The organism is Kribbella amoyensis (genome assembly GCF_007828865.1).
In the GTDB taxonomy this organism is placed as follows: Bacteria; Actinomycetota; Actinomycetes; order Propionibacteriales; family Kribbellaceae; genus Kribbella; species Kribbella amoyensis.
On the sequence record NZ_VIVK01000001.1, the window covers coordinates 6,504,614 to 6,521,605 of the forward strand.

Genomic DNA, 16,992 nt, shown 5'->3' on the forward strand with positions numbered 1-16,992 from the left:
CACCCGCACCCACCACCAACGACCAACCCGCGCACAAAGTCGGCCCACCACGGCGTACCACGGCACACCCACCTCGTACCCCGGCGACGGTGACCATCCGCGCCCACCTTGAGCACGCACCAGCCATCCACGCCGACCTTGGGCACCCACCGACCACCCGCACCCACCACCAACGACCAGCCCGCGCACAAAGTCGCCCACCACGGCCCAGCCGAGCACCGCAGGGCAGACCAATCGCGCACCCACCGCGTACCCCGGCCACGGTGACCATCCGCGCCCACCTTGAGCACGCACCAGCCATCCACGCCCACCTTGAGCACGCACCGGCCATCCACGCCGACCTTGGGCACCCAGCGACCACCCGCACCCACCACCAACGACCAGCCCGCGCACAAAGTCGCCCGCCACGGCCCAGCCGAGCGCCGCGGGGCAGACCAATCGCGCACCCACCACGTACCCCGGCGACGGTGGCCGTCCGCGGGCGAGCTTGGGCACGCGCCAGCCGACCCCGCGTCGACCTTGGGCACCAACCAACCACAGCTGCCCGCCGTGGATGGGCGGATCGTGCGCAAAGTGTGGTTGGCGGGGGCGGGTGTCGGTGGGGGGTGTGAGGATGTCGAGGTGGATCTCAGGTGGGCTTTGGCGCCGGTGGTGGGGGGTGGGGCCGAGGTTGTTCCGGTGCGGGCCGACGGGTCGGCGGCCGGGGAGATCCGGCGGGAGCGGGACCTGGTGGCCGCGGTGGCTTCGCGGCCTGAGGTGAGTCGGTGGATCTGGCGGTCGACGGCCGAGGTGTACCCGCGGTTGCTGGCGGCCGGGGTCCGGGTGGAGCGGTGCTACGACATGGAGTGCGCCGAGGTCCTGCTGCTCGGGCACGAGGGACGCCTGGGCGAGCCGCGGTCCGTCGCCGCGGCCTGGGCCCGGTTGACCGGTGCGCCGGTGCCGCCCGATCCGCCGCTGCGGCCCGCCGATCCGAACGAGCAGTCCTCGTTGTTCGAGGTCGAGGCCGAGCCGGTGCCGTTGCCGACCCTGCTCGCGGTGTACGCCGACCAGCTCACGCGGCATTCCAGAAGCCAGTACCCGGATCGCCTGCGCCTGCTCACCGCGTCCGAGTCGTCCGGCATGCTGATCGCGGCCGAGATGGACCGGGCCGGGTTGCCGTGGAGTGCCGAGGTCCACCGCGCCCTGCTGACCGAGTTGCTGGGTGAGCGCTTCGGCGGGACGGGTGAGCCGCGTCGGTTGACCGAGCTGGCCGACCAGGTGTCCGCCGCGTTCGGTCGGCGGGTGCGACCGGATCTCCCGGCGGACGTGCTGAAGGCGTTCAAGCAGGCCGGATACCTGCTGCGCTCGACCCGTCGGTGGGAGCTGGAGACCATCGACCATCCCGCGGTCGCGCCCCTGATCGAGTACAAGAAGCTCTACCGGATCTACACGGCGAACGGGTGGACCTGGTTGCACGACTGGGTGCACGACGGGCGGTTCCGGCCGGGGTTCGTCCCCGGTGGCACGGTGTCCGGGCGCTGGGTGACCAACGGGGGTGGCGGTCTGCAGATCCCGAAGGTGATTCGCCGGGCGGTGGTCGCGGATCCCGGCTGGCGGCTCGTGGTCGCGGACGCGTCCCAGCTGGAGCCGCGGGTCCTGGCCGCGATCTCCCGGGACCCCGGGCTGATGGCGGTGTCGGGTGACGCCGCCGATCTGTACAAGGCGGTGTCGGACACGGCGTTCTCGGGTGACCGGGCGGCCGCCAAGCTGGCTGTGCTCGGCGCCATCTACGGTCAGACCTCCGGCGACGGCCTGCAGAATCTGGCGGCCCTGCGGAAGCGGTTCCCCCGTGCGGTGCAGTACGTCGACGACGCGGCGCGCGCGGGTGAGGAGGGGCGGCTGGTGCGGACGTGGCTCGGCCGGACCTGCCCGCCGTCCGGCTCGCAGTTGGACGCGCAGATGGTGGAGGACCAGATCGTCGAGGAGCCGCAGGTCGACGAGCGGCAGGCCCGGGCCCGTGGCCGGTTCACCCGCAACTTCGTCGTCCAGGGCAGCGCGGCCGACTGGGCGTTGCTGATGATGGCGGCGCTGCGGCAGTCGATCGCGGGACTCGAAGCGGAGCTGGTGTTCTTCCAGCACGACGAGGTGATCGTGCACTGCCCGGCCGGCGAGGCGGAGCAGGTCGCCACCGCGATCCAGGCCGCCGGCGATCTCGCGGGCGAGCTCACCTTCGGCAGGACGCCGACCCGGTTCCCGTTCTCCACCGCGATCGTCGAGTCGTACTCCGACGCCAAGTGACCCGGATCAGGTCAGCTGATCGGGCAACCCGCAAGCCGCGAAGTCGACGCCCTCGAAGGCGGTCAGCTCCGCGATCAACCCACCCTCGATCCGGAACACGTCGAACCCGAACGGCAGATACCGCGTACCACCGGGCTCCCGCAGGTACGCCGCGAGCGCGGGCTGCCGGTTGAGCCCCGTGACCAGGAACCGCCAGTCCCCGCGATTGTCCGGGCCACCCGGGACGAAGTTCGCCGCGAACGACCTCTCCGCCATCTCCCGGCCCGCGAACCAGAACGGGTACGGCGGCATGATGATGCGGACGTCCTCGTGCATCAACGCGGCCAGCCCGGACGCGTCCTGCCGTTCGAACGCCGCCACGTACTTCGCAAGCAACGCCTGCTCCTCGGTACTGGGGTCTCCGGCCGCCGCCCACTCGGTCCGCCGGGACGGCAGGTGGTCCCGCAGGACCGGCCGGGCCCGCTGCAGCGCACTGTTGACCGAGGCAACGGTCAGGCCGAGCACGTCGGCGGTCTCCCGAGCCGGCCAGCCGAGCACGTCGCGGAAGATCAGCACCGCCCGTTGCCGCGCGGGCAGCTGCTGGATCGCGGTGAGGAACGCGAGCTCGATCGTCTCCCGCCGGATCGCCTGCGCGTCGGGCTCCTCGGCCCGGTCGAGCAGGACATCGGGGATCGGCTGCAGCCACGGCAGGTCGTCCCGGGCAGGCAGCGCCTCGGCCGGGAACGAGGCCGGCTCGAGCTGGTGCGGCAGGACGCGCCGCGGCCGCCGGGCGTCGTCGATGCACGCGTTGGTCGCGATCCGGTACAGCCAGGCCCGGAAGCTGGACCGGCCCTCGAACGAGTCGCGGCTGCGCCAGGCCCGCAGGAACGTCTCCTGGACCAGGTCCTCGGCGTCGTCGTACGACCCGAGCATCCGGTAGCAGTGCACCCGCAACTCGTGCCGGTACCGCTCGGCCTGCTCCGCGAACGCCTCGTCGGTCAACTGCCGTCCTCCAGCTCGATGGTGCTCGGCATCGGGGCGTGCCCGGCCAGCCGGAACCAGGTGACCAGCCGGCGTCTGCGCAACTCCCGCGTCGACACCACGATGTCGTTGTGGAAACGCCGCGCGAGCTGGACGCGCCGGACAGCGGCCGACAACTCCCCCGACCACGGCTCCACCTCGGTCGAGGTCGCCGTGATCGCGCGGGTCAGGACGGACTCGCACTGCTCCCGGTCGTCGTCGTCCGCGGCCCGGGCCCGATGCGCGGCGTCCAGCAGCAACAACGAGGACGCCGGGTCGAGCACACCGCTGCCCGCCAGCTCGGCGACGAGCGCGGAACGGCGGGTCAGCTCGGCGTCCAGGCGTGCGCGAGCGGTCGCGACCCGGTGGTGCAACCGGTCGAGCCGCCCGGCGGTCCAGGTCGCGTACGCGGCCAGCAGCAACAGCACCACCCCGACCGCCAGCAGGATCCCGGACAACTCCACGGTCCCATTCGATCACTGATCCTGGAGCGCCGACGCCCCGGCCGGGACCTCGGACCGGGCCTGATCGTGGTCCCCGACCAGCTCGTCGACCGCCTGGGCGACGTCCGCCACATCAGGGCCTGCAGGCGGCGGCTCGGTGACGACCTCGGCCGGAAGCCACCCCTACGCTCCGGACCGGGATCGCCGATGTCCTCGGTGGCTGACCGCGCACGCTCGGTTGCCACGCAGAGTGAACACCGGCAAGATGAAGGATGCATGTGAGCCGAGCGTCTCAGGGGTCGGGACGCCGGTTGATCGCTGGGGGTGGTCGCGTGCGCTTCGCCGTGTTGGGACCGATCGAGGTCGGCCTCGCCGCTCCGCCCGTGCGGGCAGCCGCCGAGCCCGTCGCCGCACCGGCCGTCGATCCGCCGCACGCGCGCGGTCTGCCACTTCGGGCGCCGATCCTCCACCAACTGCTGGGGACCTTGCTCAGCCGGACGAACGAGGTAGTACCGGTCGACACCCTGATCGACGCGCTCTGGTCCGGGCATGCGGTCCGGAGTCCACGCCAGAAACTCCAGGTGCACGTGCACCGGCTCCGGCAACTGCTCGACGGGCCGGAGCGGATCGTGCACCGCAACGGCGGCTACTTGCTCCGGACCCGGCCCGGCGAGGTGGACGCCGAGCGCTTCGACACGCTGCTGGACCAGGCTCACCAGGTTGCCGAAGGCAACGACTGGGACCAGTGCGTCGGCCTGATCCGGCAGGCGCCGGACCTGTGGCGCGGCGAACCGTACGGCGAATTGGCCGGCAACCCGGTGATCCGGCCGGAGGCGGAGCGGCTGGCGGAGCGCAGGTTGTCCGGTCTGGAGCAGTTGTACGTCGCCGAGCTGGCCCGTGGCCGGCACAGCGCCCTGATCGCGGATCTGTGCCGGACCGCCGACCACCACCCGCTGCGGGAGCGCCTGCAGGAACTCCGGATTCTGGCCCTCTACCGCGCCGGTCGCCAGGCCGAGGCGCTGGCCGCGCTCCGGCGGACCCGGGAGCAGTTGGTCGAGGAGCTCGGGGTCGAGCCGGGACCGGCACTGATCGCCTTGCAGAGTTCGATCCTCGCGGCGGATCCGTCCCTGGAGCCGGAGTCCCACAGCGAGACGCCGTCGCAGCTGCCACCGGCCGTACCGGACTTCACCGGCCGAGACGAACAGGTCGGGCGACTCCTCGAGCTGTTGTCGTCTCGTGGTCCGCGCTCGGCCCCGGCTGTCGCCGCGATCGCCGGACCGGCCGGCGTCGGGAAGACGACCCTCGCCGTGGCGACCGCGCACCGCTTGATCGACCAGTACCCGGACGGCCAGCTGTACGTCGATCTGCGCGGGGCGGACGCCGGACCGCTCGATCCGACCGAGGCCCTCGGCCGGCTGCTGCGGTCCCTGGGAGTCGCCGGGGCCGCGATCCCGGAGAGCCGAGGCGAGCGGTCGGCGTTGTTTCGGAGTCGCCTGGCGGGGACGAGGACGCTGATCCTGCTGGACAACGCGGCCGGTGAGCAGCAGGTCCGGCCGCTGTTGCCCGGGCGTCCGGGATGCGGCGTCCTGGTCACCAGCCGGGCACCGCTGGCCGGGCTCGAGGGCGCGTCGCTGGTGAACCTCGACCTGTTCACCCCCGCGCAGGCGCTCGACCTGCTCCGGAAGGTGATCGGTGCGGACCGGGTCGCCACCGCTGCGGAGGCCGCCGCCGAGATCGTCCGGCTGTGCGACCAGTTGCCGCTGGCGGTCCGGATCGCGGCCGCGCGGCTGGCCCGGCGGCCGGACTGGGAGCTGAGCCGGCTGGCCGAGCGGCTGGCCGACCAGCGGCACCGCCTCGACGAGCTCCGGTCCGGCGATCTCGCCGTGCGCGCGAGCCTGGAGCTCAGCTACCAGGGTCTGGGACCTGCCGCGCAGACCACGTTCCGGCGCCTCGGCCTGCTCGATGTGCCGCATTTCGCCCCGTGGGTCGCCGCCACGCTCCTCGACACCGAGGCGGACCGAGCCGCCACGGCGTTCGACGAAGAGTCCGACCGCGCCGCAGCCGTGAGCGCGGTGGCGGCCGACCGCCTGGTCGATGAGCTCGTCGAGGCCCGGCTGGTCGAACCGTTCGGGAGCCCGGGCGAGGACCGCTACCGCTTCCACGACCTGGTCCGGCTGTACGCCCGGGAGGTCGCGGAGCGCACGGAGTCAGAGGACACCCGGCGCGCGAGTGTCGGACGCGCGCTCGGGGAATGGGCGGCCCGGGCGGTGCGTGCCAGTCGAGCGATCGACCCGGCCGCATTCCGCCTCGCCGACCCCGGTCCACAGGTTCTTGCCGGGCCTGCCGATCCACTGGGCTGGTTCGACACCGAACACCCCTGTCTGGTGGCCGCCGTCGACCAGGCGGCCGAAACCGCCCACCTGGCGATCGCCTGCGAGCTTGCCGACGCGCTGACCGTGTACGTCGACATCCGCACGTACTTCGGGGACTGGCGGCATACCCACGACACAGCGCTGGAGGCCGCGCACCGGCTGGGCTGTCACCGGTCGCAAGGCGTCCTGCTGTCGAAGCTCGCGTCGCTGGAGCAGATTCTCGACCACTACGACACCGCCGCGGACCTTCTGGTCCGGGCCGATCGTGCTTTCGCGGCCGCGGCCGACGAGAGAGGTCGCGCGCACGTGCGGTACATGGAGGGCGCCTCGTACCGGTCGCTGGGCGAACCGCTCGCCGCGCGAGGCGTGCTGGCCGACGCGGTCAGTCGGTTCCGCCGTCTCGGCGACCCCGGCGGCGAGGCGCGGGCGCTGCAGGAACTCGGCGCGACCTATCTCGACCCGTACGACGGCGCGGCCGCGCGCCGCCCGCTGGTCATCGCGCTGGCGGCGTTCCGGCAGGTCGGTGATCGCCGGAACGAGGCGCTGACCCTGCGCTGGCTGGGCACAGCCGAGCACTGCGAGCACTCCCTGGACTCCGCGCTGGCCCTGCACCAGGAGGCCGGCGAGATCTTCGACGAGCTCGGTGACGTGCACAACCAGGCGTACGTGGACGGCAACCTGGGCCGGATCCGGCTGGACCAGGGCCGGCCCGCCGAAGCCGACACGCTGGTCGCCCGCAGCCTGGCCGCGTTCCGGACCCACGGGGACCGGCACGGTCAGGCTCGCGCGCTGCACGACCTCGGCAGGGTTCACCTCGCCCGCGAGAACTTGCCCAAGGCGGCGGCCTGTCTGCGCGGCGCGGTCGAGATCTGGAGCAGCCTGGGGGCTCAGCTGTGGCAGGTGCGCTCGCTGGAGTGCCTGGAGGGTACTTATCTGGCGGCGGGCGACCGGCGAGCGGCTCAGGCCGTCGCGGCCAGGCTCGCGGAGTGCGGACGGTCTCGCACCGCCTGAGCCGTCCCGGATCAGGGCGTTAAGCGACGTTTAACCACGATCGAAGTGCCGACTGGGACCGTCGATCCATGACGACGATCCCGCTGGCGATCATCCGGAAAGCAGCCTGCCTGCTGGCTGCGTCCGCTGTCCTGGTCTCCTGCGCGCCGGCACCGCCCGCCGGCGCTCCGGAGCCGAGCGCGACGCCGACCGTCGACCGTTGGCGGCCGTCTACCGCCGACCAGCGCGTGCTGGAAGCGGCCGAGGACCTCGTGCTCAGCCAGTGCATGAGCCGGGCCGGCTTCACCTTTCGCGCGGTCACGATCGACCGGCCGAACGATCGGTCGTATCCCTACGCGATCGACGATGTCGACTGGGCGCGCAGCCACGGGTACGGGATCGCCGACGACGTCGCCGCGCGCGCCGTCCGGCGTCCCGATCCGAACCTCGTGGCGCTGCGCGCGATGACGCCTGCCGAGCGGCAGCAGTACCTGGAGGCGCTCAACGGCAGCGGCCGAACGACGGTGACGGTCGGCGCACCCTCCGGGGGAACGGCCGGCACCAACGCCGACGGCTGTACGGCGGAGGCCAGGCGCACGCTCTTCGGAGATCACGACGGCTGGTTCCGCGCCAGCACCGTCGCGGTCAACCTCGACAGTGCGGTGATCGTTCCGGAGGTCGTCCGCAGCCCCCGTCTCCGGCCGGCCCTCGAACGCTGGTCGAACTGCCTGCGGACGAAGGGTTTCGCGGACCGGGACCCGCTCGCCGCCCGCGACCGGATCGGCGAGCTGGCCGGCCGGGTCGACCTCGACCGGCTGCGGCGAGACGAGCAGGCCGTCGCGGTGGCCGAGGCGGAGTGCTCTGTGCGCAGCGGGTACGTCGCCACCGCCGAGCGGCTGGACCGTGAGCTCGGCGCGCCGATCCGGAGGAAGAACAGCGACGCGCTCCAGCAGTACCGACGGCTGGCGACGGCGGCGCTGCCCAAGGCACGGGCGATCATCGCCGCCCGCTGAGATCGACCGCCCACCGACCAGGGGCACGCGTTCGCGCCCCGCAACCACAGGAGGAGTTATTCATGAACAAGTTCCGAAGCGTTGCCATCGGCCTGACCGTGAGCGGTCTGGCGGCCGGCTCGATGCTGCTGAGCGCCGGTCAGGCAGCGGCCGACGGCCCGCCGACGTCCAGCGCCAAGGCGTGGTGCTGGGACGGGTACTTCTGTGCCTGGAAGGACGCCGACTACAAGCCCACCAGCGGCGAGGCCGGCCGTGGCCGCTGGGAGGGCAGCGACACGAACTGGGGGATCGACATCAACAACAAGGCCACCTCGTTCTGGAACAACGGCACCGCGGGCACCTTCGGGGACGTGCGGGTCTACAACGGGACCGGCAGCGACTGGGGTGGCAGTTCGTTCTGCCTGACCCGAGGCAGCTGGTGGTCCGACATCCGGCAGGCTGCGCCGGAAGGCGCCGGCCGTCCGGACCTGAACGACTGGGGCAGCTCGCACCGGTGGGTCAGCTCCTGCTGACCGGCTGAGAGTCCGGTGGGTTCCCGATCCGGGGATCCACCGGATGCCAGCTCCCCCGGCCGGATCGGGTGACGACGGCCGGGCTCAACCGGTCGGAAGCTCGAGCTGGAAGGTGCAGCCGCCCTCGGTGTTGGTGACGCCGATCCGGCCGTCGTGGGATTCGACGACGCCCCGGGCGATGGCGAGGCCGAGCCCGCCGCCCGCGCTCTCCGTACTCCCCGCGCCGGCCGGCGTCCGCTGCTGGTCCCCGCGCCAGCCGATATCGAAGACCCGGTCGAGGTCGTCGGCGGGGATTCCGCCGCAGCCGTCGGACACGGCCAGCCGGATCGCTCCCTCCGCCGAACGATCGACCCGGAGCTGGACCGTGCCGCCGCGCTCGGTGTGCCGGATCGCGTTGCCGACCAGGTTCGTGACCGCGCGGGTCAGCTCGTCCGCGTTGCCCTGGACGGCCAGCCGGTCCTCGTCGTCCGGCGTCGAGACGGTCAACGTGACACCTTCGGCCCGGGCATGCTCGCTGGACTCGCCGACCACGTCCTCCGCGAGCTCGCGCAGACTGACCGCGGAGCGACGCCGCGGCAACGGCGCCGCGGACAACCGGGACAGCTCGAACAGGTCGTCCACCAGGCCCGTCATCCGATCGACGGTGGTCCGCATTTGCCGCAGCGCCCCGGGAACGTCGTCGATCACGCCGTCCTCGAGCCCTTCCGACACGGCGCGCAGCCCGGCCAGCGGGGTGCGCAGATCGTGGGACATGAACGCGACCAGCTCACGCCGGCTGTTCTCGAGGGCGTGCTCGCGTTCCCGGGAGGCGGCCAGGCGTTGCCGGGTCGTCTCCAGCTCGTCGGCGACCGCGGCCAGCTCGGCCGGTACGTTCCCGTTCCCGCCCGCGGCGGCCGGCTCGTACGACGTGCCCAGGTGCCGCAGGCGGCGGCCGACGTCACGGGAACCGGTACTGATCCAGCGGGCGAGCACGATCGACATGGCCAGCCCGAGCAACGCCGAGAACGCCAGCGTCCAGAGCACGACGAGCGAGTCGTGTCCGGAGATGAACATCGCCCGAGCGCTCTGCCCGACCGCGGCGAGGGCGGCGACCATCGGCGCCAGCGCGACCACGGTCATCGACACCAGCAGCGACCGGCGCCGGAACCGCCAGAGCACCAGGCCGCCGGCCGCCGCGACGACCAGGGTCCACACCGCGGTCATCCCGAGGATGGCCGCGGTGTCGCGGGTCATTCAGCCTCCGCCGCGAACAGGTAGCCGGTGCGCGGAATGGTGAGGACCAGCTTCGGATCGGACGGATCGGCCTCGAGCTTCTCGCGCAGCCGCCGGACGTGCACGGTCACCGTGGACGAGTCGCCGAAGTCCCAGCCCCAGACCCGGCGGAGCAGCTCGGCCTTGGTATACGCCTTGCCCTGGTGCGCGATCAGGAACGCCAGCAGGTCGAACTCGCGATGCGTCAGCGACAGCTCGGTGCCGTCCAGGGAGGCGGTCCGGGCACCGGTGTCGAGGACGACGGGGCCGGCAGTGAGCTTCGTCGGGGTCAGGTCGAGCCCGGCCAGGCGTTCCTCACGTCGCACCATCGCCTGCACCCGCAGGGTCAACTCGCGCGGGCTGAACGGCTTCACCACGTAGTCGTCGGCGCCGAACTCCAGCCCGACCAGCCGGTCCTCCTCCTCGCCGCGGGCCGACAGCATGATCACTGCCGCGCCGTCGTCGGCCGATCGCATCCGGCGTAGCACCTCGAGGCCGGACACCCCGGGCAGCATCACGTCCAGGACGACGACGGACGGCCGCCACTGCTGCCACACCTCGACCGCCGCACCCCCGTCCGCGACCATCCGGGCGTCGTACCCGGCCTTGGTCAGGTACGCCGACACCACGTTCGACACGGTCGGGTCGTCATCCACCACGAGCACACGAGTAGCCACGCCACGAGCCTAGGTCGTATCGCAGGTGCGATCCGCCGTCGTGACACCCCTTGGACCGGCCGTAAGCGAGCCGTAGTCGCGCACTGTGGGCTTCATCACCGCCACCGGTCCCCGGAGCGGTTCGGCGACCGGCTCGGGGTTTGACGATCCCGCCGGGCGCTCGGACACTGAACCGGGCCGCGCAGCCGCGCGGCCCGCCCTTCCCCTGAAAGGCCCCTCAGCGTGACCTCTCGCCTCGCACTCGCGACGTCCGCCGCCCACCCGCAGTTGCACGAGCACGACCTCCCGCTCGCCGAGGCCCTGCGCGCCGCCGGGACCGACCCGGTCGCCGTGGTCTGGACCGACCCGTCGATCGACTGGTCCGCGTTCGACGCAGTGCTGCTGCGCTCGGTGTGGGACTACCACACCCGGTACCTCGAGTTCACCGCGTGGCTCGACCAGCTGGACAAGGCCGGCGTCCCGGTCCTCAACGACAGCGCCCTGGTCCGCTGGAACGCGGACAAGCGGTACCTGCTCGAACTGCGCGAGCGCGGCGTCGCGATCGTGCCGTCCCAGGTCGCCGCGGGTGCGTGCCTGCGCGAGGTCGTCGCCGGACTGGCCGGCGAGGAGATCGTGGTCAAGCCGACGATCAGCGCGACCGCGTACAACACGGTCCGCGGCGTCGCCGGGTCCGAGGAGCTGAGCCGCGCGCTCGACGACCTGCCGGACGCGGTGTACCTGGTGCAGCCGTTCCTGCCGGAGATCGTGACCGAGGGCGAGTGGTCGCTGATGTTCGTCGGCGGCGAGTACACCCACGCCGTGATCAAGCGCCCGGCAGCTGGTGACTACCGGGTGCAGGACGACTTCGGCGGGACGGCCGAGCTGGTCGAGCCGCCGGCCGAGGTCCTGGCCGCCGCGACGGCCGCGCTCGAGGCCGCGGACAGCCGGACCGCGCCGGCGTACGCGCGGGTCGACGGCATCGTCACCGGTGGGCGGTTCCTGCTGATGGAGCTGGAGCTGATCGAGCCGTACCTGTTCCTGCCCAGCCACCCGGCCGCCACGGACGCGTTGGCCCAGCTGGTCGCGGGCCGACTTAAGTGAAGTAAATAGGGCGACAAACTTCCATATAGCGAGACGGGCCGGAGCGGCGGGTCGCTCCGGCTTACCGTCGGCGTCATGAGGCCGACGCTGACAGTCATCGTGGATCCCGCCGACCGGTGGATGGCGCGGGCGGCCTGTATCGGGCAGGCGCCCGCGTACGACGAGAACGCGGCCCGGTGGGAGCAGCGCCGAGCCCAGCAGTTGTGCCTGACCGCGTGCCCGGTGATCGCCGACTGCCGCGAGTGGGCCCGCCGGACGAAGTACACCGGCACCGCCGCCGGCGAACGCCTCCTGTACGGCCGCCGCCGCGGCCATCCCGAATCGGCGGCGAGCTGAATCATCGGGCGGGCGCATAGGGTCTGGTGCATGCCGACTCTCGACGACATTCGCCAGGCCGCCGCTCAGCTGGAGGGACGGATCCACCGGACTCCCGTGATCACGTCGACGGTGCTCGACGAGCAGTTCGGTGTGCCGCTGGCGCTGAAGGCCGAGCTGTTCCAGAAGACCGGCAGCTTCAAGGTGCGCGGCCTCCTCACCAAACTCCTGCGGCTGACGCCCGAGGAGCGGGAACGGGGCGTGATCACGGTCTCCGCCGGGAACGCCGCCGGTGCGCTCGCCTGGGCGGCACGGGACGCGGGTGTACCGGCGACCGTGGTGATGGCGAGGACCGCGGTCCCGGCGAAGGTGGAGGCGGCCCGGGCGTACGGCGCGCAGGTGGAGCTCGTCGACGGCGATCTGATGGCGTCGTACGAGGCGATCCGGGACGAGCGGAAGCTGACCGCGGTGCACCCGTTCGACGACCTGGACGTGATCACCGGTCACGGCAGTCTCGGCCTCGAACTGCTCGCGGACCGCCCGGACGTGACCACGGTCCTGGTACCGGTCGGTGGTGGCGGCCTGATCTCCGGGGTCGCACTCGCGGTGAAGCTGACCGACCCGTCGATCCGGGTCGTCGGCGTCGAACCGGAGACCGCCGACGCGGTCAGCCGCAGCCTCGCGGCCGGATCACCTCAGCGACTGCCCACCGCGAAGAGCATCGCCGACGGGCTGGCCGCGCCGGTCTGCGGGACCCAAACGTACGAGATCGTCCGCGAGTACGTCGACGAGGTGGTTCGCGTCGGCGACGACCCGATCCTGGCCGCGACCCGGCTGGTGATGTCCCGGACCAAGCTCGCCCTCGAACCGGCCGCGGCCGCACCGTTCGCGGCCGTGCTCGAAGGCAAGGTGGACCTCACCGGCCCCACCGCGTTCGTGATCAGCGGCGGCAACCTGGACGTGTCCCGGCTGTTCTAGGCGCTAGGCGCGGACCGGTTGGGCCGGAGCGAAGTCGTCGGGCAGCACGCCGTCACCGGGATCGTCGACGAGGTCGCCGTGGCGGACCGGGTCGTGCTCCGGCAACAGGATGTCGCGGGCCACCATCACCATCAGGTACAGGGTGCCCGCCATCCGCAGGATCACCGAGAGCCAGTAGATCTTGTCCGGCGCCTCGGGGGCGGCAGGGGCGAGGAACTGGGCCAGATGGAGCCAGACCATCATCCAGTAGAAGCACTCGCAGGCCTGCCAGATCAGCCAGTCCCGGAACTTCGGCCGAGCCAGCGCGACCAGCGGCAGCAGCCAGAGCACGTACTGCGGTGAGTACACCTTGTTCACCAGCAGGAACGCGGCCACCACCAGGAAGGCCAGCTGCGCGAACCGCGGCGGCTTCGGCGCCATCAACCCGAGGATCGCGATCGACAGACACAGGCCGGCGAAGATCACGATGTTCAGCCGGTTGACGTCCGCGACCTCGTTCCCGGCCAGCTTCAGCACGTACCAGATCGAGCCGTAGTCACTCTCCCGCTCGTCGTTGAAGACCCAGAACGACAGCCACTCGTCCTTGGCCAGCAGGTAGATCGGCGCGTTCACCACGACCCAGGCGACCACGGCCGCCAGTGTCGCCTGGAACCACGGCCACAGCTTCCGGCCGCGCAGACAGACGATCAGCAACGGGCCGAGCAGCAGGAACGGGTAGAACTTCGCGGCCGTGCCGAGACCGAGCAGGACGCCGAACCAGATCGGTTTGCCTCGCGACCAGGCGAACATCGCGCCCGCGGTCAGCACCACCGCGAACAGGTCCCAGTTGATCGTCGAGGTCAACGCCAGCACCGGCGCGGCCGCGACGTACAGGGCGTCCAGCGGCTGCCCCCGCGCCGCGCCCGGACGGGACGCGACCCCACGGGCCGTCGCCATCGTCAGGCCGACCAGGACGAGCGCGCAGACGAACAGCAGCACCAGGTTCACCACGAAGAAGACGCCCGCGGTGTCGCGCTTCTGCTCGACCGTGACGTCCTGCTTCGGGTCGCCGGTGATCACCCAGGTGATCTGCGCCGCGACCTCCATGAAACCGCCGGTGAGCACCGGGTACTCGAGCACGGGGTAGTTCCCGGTGTCGAGGAACGGCCGGTTGCCCTCGGCGAAGCCGCGCTCCTGGTACAGGTAGCCGATGTCGGAGTAGCACAGCGCCTTGAACGGCCGCCAGCTCTGCCGGTCCCAGCCCGCCTCCATGCACGGCGCCTTCTGCAGCACACCGAGCGCGAACGTGATCGTGCAGACCGCCAGCGCGATCCGCAGCGGCGTCCACCAGGAGGAGCTGAGCCGCGCGAACCGCCCGGCCGGACCCCCGAGCCCGACAGTCAGCCCCGCCACCGCCGGATCGACCTGCGAGGGGGCCGGCCGGTCCTGCGCGTCCTGGGCGTGTCGTGAGGTCACGGTGGACATCGTCTCCTATTCGGTCCTCCGCCTGGCAGGCGGCGCCCGCCAGGTTACCCAGGAAGCCCACCCCCATGCGCGCAACCCACCGGCTCCCCGCGGCGGCCGACGCGTCGACCGGCGACCGGGATGCTCAGCCGGTGACGCCGTACCGGGCGAAGAGGACGCCGTTGGCGAAGCGCTGCTCCTCCAGGAGTTCGAGCTCGGCCCGCGCGTCGGCGGCGAAGAACGGGTGCCCGCCGCCGACGATCACCGGCCCGACGAAGAGCTCGTACTCGTCCACCAGGCCGGCCCGGATCGCCGCCGCGGCCAGGTCGGGACCGGCGATGGCGAGATCCCGCTCGGACCCGGACTTCCACACCCGGACCGCCTCGGGGTCGAACGTCCGCTCGATCCGGGTCCGTTCGCTCGCGACCTCGGTGAGCGTCGAGGAGTACACGATCTTCTCCGCGGCCTGCCAGACCTGGGCGTAGTCGCGAATGACGTCCGGCTCGTCCGGGAGCTGGTCCGCGGTCTCCCAGAACACCATCGTCTCGTACATCCGCCGGCCGTACAGGTACGTCCCGATCGCGCGCTGCCGCTCGTTGATGAACGCGTGCAGCTCCTCGTCCGGCGTACCCCAGCCGAAGTTCCCGTCGCGGTCGCTCACGAACCCGTCGAGTGAGGTGATCATCGAGTAGATCAGCTTGCCCATCCGCCGTCCCTCCCGCAGAAGTCGTCAGTGCGCCGCAGCCGCCAGGCGCCGGCGGGTGTGCGCGAGCATCGTCGTCACCGGGCGGCCGGTGACCAGGTCGCCGTCGACGACGAAGCCCTCCTCGCGACCGGTCAGGTCCTGGACCAGCCGGCTGCGCCAATGGTCGCGTAGTTCGGCGTGTTCCGGGAGGCCGGCGAGGTTGCGCAGCTCGCCCGGATCCGCTTCCAGGTCGAAGAGCTGCTCGACGCCCTTGGCCGATCCCCAGACGTACTTCACCCGGCCGTCGGTGACCCAGTGCAGTGACTGACCCCAGTACACGTGCTCGCCGTGCAACCACTCGCGCACCGGCTCGGCCGGCTCGCCGCGGACGTGAGCCGCGAGCGAGCACCCGTCCACCGAGTCGGGAATCGGTACCCCGGCCAGGTCGAGCAGGGTCGGCATCACGTCACGCAGCTCGACGACGTGGTCCACCACCGCGCCACGGGCGGCCGCCTCGTTCGTCGACCGGTCGGCCACGATGAACGGCACCTTCGCGGATCCCTCGTACGGCACCGCCTTCCGGAACATCCGGTGATCGCCCAGCATCTCGCCGTGGTCCGAGGTGAACGCGATCACGGTGTCGTCGGCGACACCGAAGTCGGCCAGCGCCTCGCGGATCCGGTTCACCTGCAGGTCGATCTGCGCCATCAGCCCGTAGTACCCGGCCCGGGCCCGGTGGACGACGCGGTCCGGCAGATCGCCGATCGCGGCCTGGTAGTCGCCGTCGCGCCGGAACTCGTCCCAGTCGTCCTCCCAGTCCCCCAGCTCCCGCTCGTACGGCGGCAGCGCGTCGTACTGGTCGAACGCCCACCGCGGCGGGTCGTACGGCGGGTGCGGCCGGTGGAACGACAGGTAGAGGAAGAACGGCTTCGTCGGGTCCCGGCGGTACAGCCACTCGATCGTCTGGGTACCGATCCAGCTGGTCGGGTGCAGCGCCTCGGCCTTGTCCCACGGCCGCGCGACGACGGAGTTGCAGTTCACCCCGTGGTCGAAGTAGTCCGCGTCCGGGCTCACCCCGGGCTGCCGGCGCAACCAGGGCACGTAGTCGTCGAAGAACCCGAACTGCTGCCGGTACGACCGGCGCGCGTGGTGCAGGTATCCGTCGTGCAGGATCACGTCGTCGAACCCGAGCCGCGCCCGCTCCGGCCAGACGTGCATCTTGCCGATCGCCTGGGTGTGGTACCCGGCTCGCTTGAACTCGCCCTGCATCGTCACCGGGTGCGCGACCTCGAACGGCACCCCGTCGTCGTACCCGACCCGGCCGTGCGCCTCCTGCGACTGGCCCGTGAACAAGGCGGCCCGCGCCGGCACACAGCTGGGTGTGGCCGAGTACCCGTTGGCGAAGCGGACGCCACCTCGGGCCAGCTCGTCCAGGTGCGGGGTCTCGACGTACGGGTGACCCGCGCAGGACAACGCGTCGCCGCGCCATTCGTCCACGCAGATCAGGATCACGTTCGGATGCGTCACCGGGGTCCTCCGGTCGACTCGCGGACGATCAGTTGCCAGGGGAACTCGAAAACCTTGCCGTCGGCCCCTTCCCGGTCGGTGAGCCGGCCGGCGACGATCTCGGCCAGCGCCGCGTTGAACCCGACCGGGCCGACCGTGGACAGGGACGGATCCAGGTGCTCGCCGTCCGGGGTGTTGCCGACGCCGATCACCGCGACGTCCCCCGGGACGTCCAGCCGCAGCCGATGCGCCGCGCGGACGGCCGCGATCGCCGCGAAGTCGGTCGTGCAGTACAACGCCGTCGGCCGGTCGGCGCGGGTGAGCAACGACATCGCCGCCCGGTACGCGCCCTCCGGATGCCGCTCGAACACGGCCACGTCCTCGTCGCGGACCTCGATCCCGGCCGCGGCCAGCGCCCGCAGGTACGCCGGGAAGCGGGTACCGCGGTGGT

General features: G+C 71.8%; 15 protein-coding genes. 7 read left to right on the forward strand and 8 right to left on the reverse strand.

From position 1 onward, the window contains the following. The first annotated feature begins 621 nt into the window (after nt 1-621). Nucleotides 622-2,277: a bifunctional 3'-5' exonuclease/DNA polymerase gene (locus tag FB561_RS30225; RefSeq protein WP_145812613.1), complete on the forward strand. Its 1,656-nt coding sequence runs from the start codon at nt 622-624 to the stop codon at nt 2,275-2,277. Between the two features lie 6 nt (nt 2,278-2,283). On the opposite strand, the gene FB561_RS30230 is transcribed toward FB561_RS30225, so the two are convergent. Together FB561_RS30230 and FB561_RS30235 are read right to left on the reverse strand one after the other, a co-directional pair. Next, entirely contained in the window at nt 2,284-3,258 is a 975-nt protein-coding gene (locus FB561_RS30230) for a sigma-70 family RNA polymerase sigma factor (RefSeq protein WP_238335131.1), read from the reverse strand. Next, nucleotides 3,255-3,740, reverse strand: a complete 486-nt coding sequence (locus FB561_RS30235; protein ID WP_238335132.1) for a hypothetical protein — start codon at nt 3,738-3,740, stop codon at nt 3,255-3,257. Before FB561_RS30235 ends, FB561_RS30230 begins: the two co-directional genes overlap by 4 nt. 311 nt (nt 3,741-4,051) lie before the next feature. Here FB561_RS30235 and FB561_RS30240 point away from each other — a divergent pair, with 311 nt between their 5' ends. The 3 genes from FB561_RS30240 (at nt 4,052) to FB561_RS30250 (ending at nt 8,606) form a co-directional block, all read left to right on the forward strand. Continuing rightward, nucleotides 4,052-7,102: an AfsR/SARP family transcriptional regulator gene (locus FB561_RS30240; protein WP_170284812.1), complete on the forward strand. Its 3,051-nt coding sequence runs from the start codon at nt 4,052-4,054 to the stop codon at nt 7,100-7,102. Between the two features lie 68 nt (nt 7,103-7,170). Further along, entirely contained in the window at nt 7,171-8,094 is a 924-nt protein-coding gene (locus tag FB561_RS30245; RefSeq protein ID WP_145812617.1) for a hypothetical protein, read from the forward strand. A gap of 62 nt (nt 8,095-8,156) precedes the next feature. Then, on the forward strand, nt 8,157-8,606 hold the full coding sequence (locus FB561_RS30250; RefSeq protein WP_145812619.1) for a peptidase inhibitor family I36 protein: 450 nt from the start codon (nt 8,157-8,159) through the stop codon (nt 8,604-8,606). An 84-nt stretch (nt 8,607-8,690) separates the two neighbouring features. Here FB561_RS30250 and FB561_RS30255 read toward each other — a convergent pair whose 3' ends face one another. Both FB561_RS30255 and FB561_RS30260 read right to left on the reverse strand, forming a co-directional pair. After that, nucleotides 8,691-9,839: a sensor histidine kinase gene (locus FB561_RS30255; protein WP_145812621.1), complete on the reverse strand. Its 1,149-nt coding sequence runs from the start codon at nt 9,837-9,839 to the stop codon at nt 8,691-8,693. Continuing rightward, nucleotides 9,836-10,534 carry a response regulator transcription factor gene (locus tag FB561_RS30260; protein WP_145812623.1) on the reverse strand — a complete coding sequence of 233 codons (699 nt, stop codon included), beginning with the start codon at nt 10,532-10,534 and terminating at the stop codon, nt 9,836-9,838. The genes FB561_RS30255 and FB561_RS30260 overlap by 4 nt, the downstream gene beginning before the upstream one ends. A gap of 222 nt (nt 10,535-10,756) precedes the next feature. On the opposite strand from FB561_RS30260, the gene FB561_RS30265 reads away from it, so the two are divergent. From FB561_RS30265 to FB561_RS30275, 3 genes are all read left to right on the forward strand, one after another. Next, nucleotides 10,757-11,614, forward strand: coding sequence for an ATP-grasp domain-containing protein (locus tag FB561_RS30265; RefSeq protein WP_145812625.1), 858 nt, complete (start codon nt 10,757-10,759; stop codon nt 11,612-11,614). Nucleotides 11,615-11,689: 75 nt separating this feature from the next. Beyond that, nucleotides 11,690-11,950, forward strand: coding sequence for a WhiB family transcriptional regulator (locus tag FB561_RS30270; RefSeq protein WP_145812627.1), 261 nt, complete (start codon nt 11,690-11,692; stop codon nt 11,948-11,950). Between the two features lie 30 nt (nt 11,951-11,980). Beyond that, complete coding sequence (locus FB561_RS30275) at nt 11,981-12,907, forward strand: threonine ammonia-lyase (protein WP_145812629.1); 927 nt, start codon at nt 11,981-11,983, stop codon at nt 12,905-12,907. A gap of 3 nt (nt 12,908-12,910) precedes the next feature. Here the strand turns inward: FB561_RS30275 and FB561_RS30280 are convergent, their stop codons facing one another. From FB561_RS30280 to FB561_RS30295, 4 genes are all read right to left on the reverse strand, one after another. After that, on the reverse strand, nt 12,911-14,371 hold the full coding sequence (locus tag FB561_RS30280; protein WP_145812631.1) for a glycosyltransferase family 87 protein: 1,461 nt from the start codon (nt 14,369-14,371) through the stop codon (nt 12,911-12,913). Nucleotides 14,372-14,495: 124 nt separating this feature from the next. After that, nucleotides 14,496-15,056 (reverse strand): dihydrofolate reductase family protein, encoded by a 561-nt coding sequence (locus FB561_RS30285; protein WP_145812633.1) that lies wholly within the window; start codon nt 15,054-15,056, stop codon nt 14,496-14,498. A 24-nt stretch (nt 15,057-15,080) separates the two neighbouring features. Continuing rightward, nucleotides 15,081-16,562: an arylsulfatase gene (locus FB561_RS30290; protein ID WP_145812635.1), complete on the reverse strand. Its 1,482-nt coding sequence runs from the start codon at nt 16,560-16,562 to the stop codon at nt 15,081-15,083. Continuing rightward, nucleotides 16,559-16,992, reverse strand: a 434-nt coding sequence (locus tag FB561_RS30295) for a substrate-binding domain-containing protein (protein ID WP_145812637.1), incomplete at its 5' end; no start/stop codon positions are given. The genes FB561_RS30290 and FB561_RS30295, both read right to left, overlap by 4 nt.

Excerpts from the sequence above, each read along its gene's own strand:
- FB561_RS30280 (WP_145812631.1), bottom strand. The coding sequence starts at position 14,371 with ATGTCCACCGTGACCTCACGACACGCCCAGGACGCGCAGGACCGGCCG.
- FB561_RS30255 (WP_145812621.1), bottom strand. The coding sequence starts at position 9,839 with ATGACCCGCGACACCGCGGCCATCCTCGGGATGACCGCGGTGTGGACC.
- FB561_RS30270 (WP_145812627.1), top strand. The coding sequence starts at position 11,690 with ATGAGGCCGACGCTGACAGTCATCGTGGATCCCGCCGACCGGTGGATG.
- FB561_RS30250 (WP_145812619.1), top strand. The coding sequence starts at position 8,157 with ATGAACAAGTTCCGAAGCGTTGCCATCGGCCTGACCGTGAGCGGTCTG.
- FB561_RS30245 (WP_145812617.1), top strand. The coding sequence starts at position 7,171 with ATGACGACGATCCCGCTGGCGATCATCCGGAAAGCAGCCTGCCTGCTG.
- FB561_RS30285 (WP_145812633.1), bottom strand. The coding sequence starts at position 15,056 with ATGGGCAAGCTGATCTACTCGATGATCACCTCACTCGACGGGTTCGTG.
- FB561_RS30275 (WP_145812629.1), top strand. The coding sequence starts at position 11,981 with ATGCCGACTCTCGACGACATTCGCCAGGCCGCCGCTCAGCTGGAGGGA.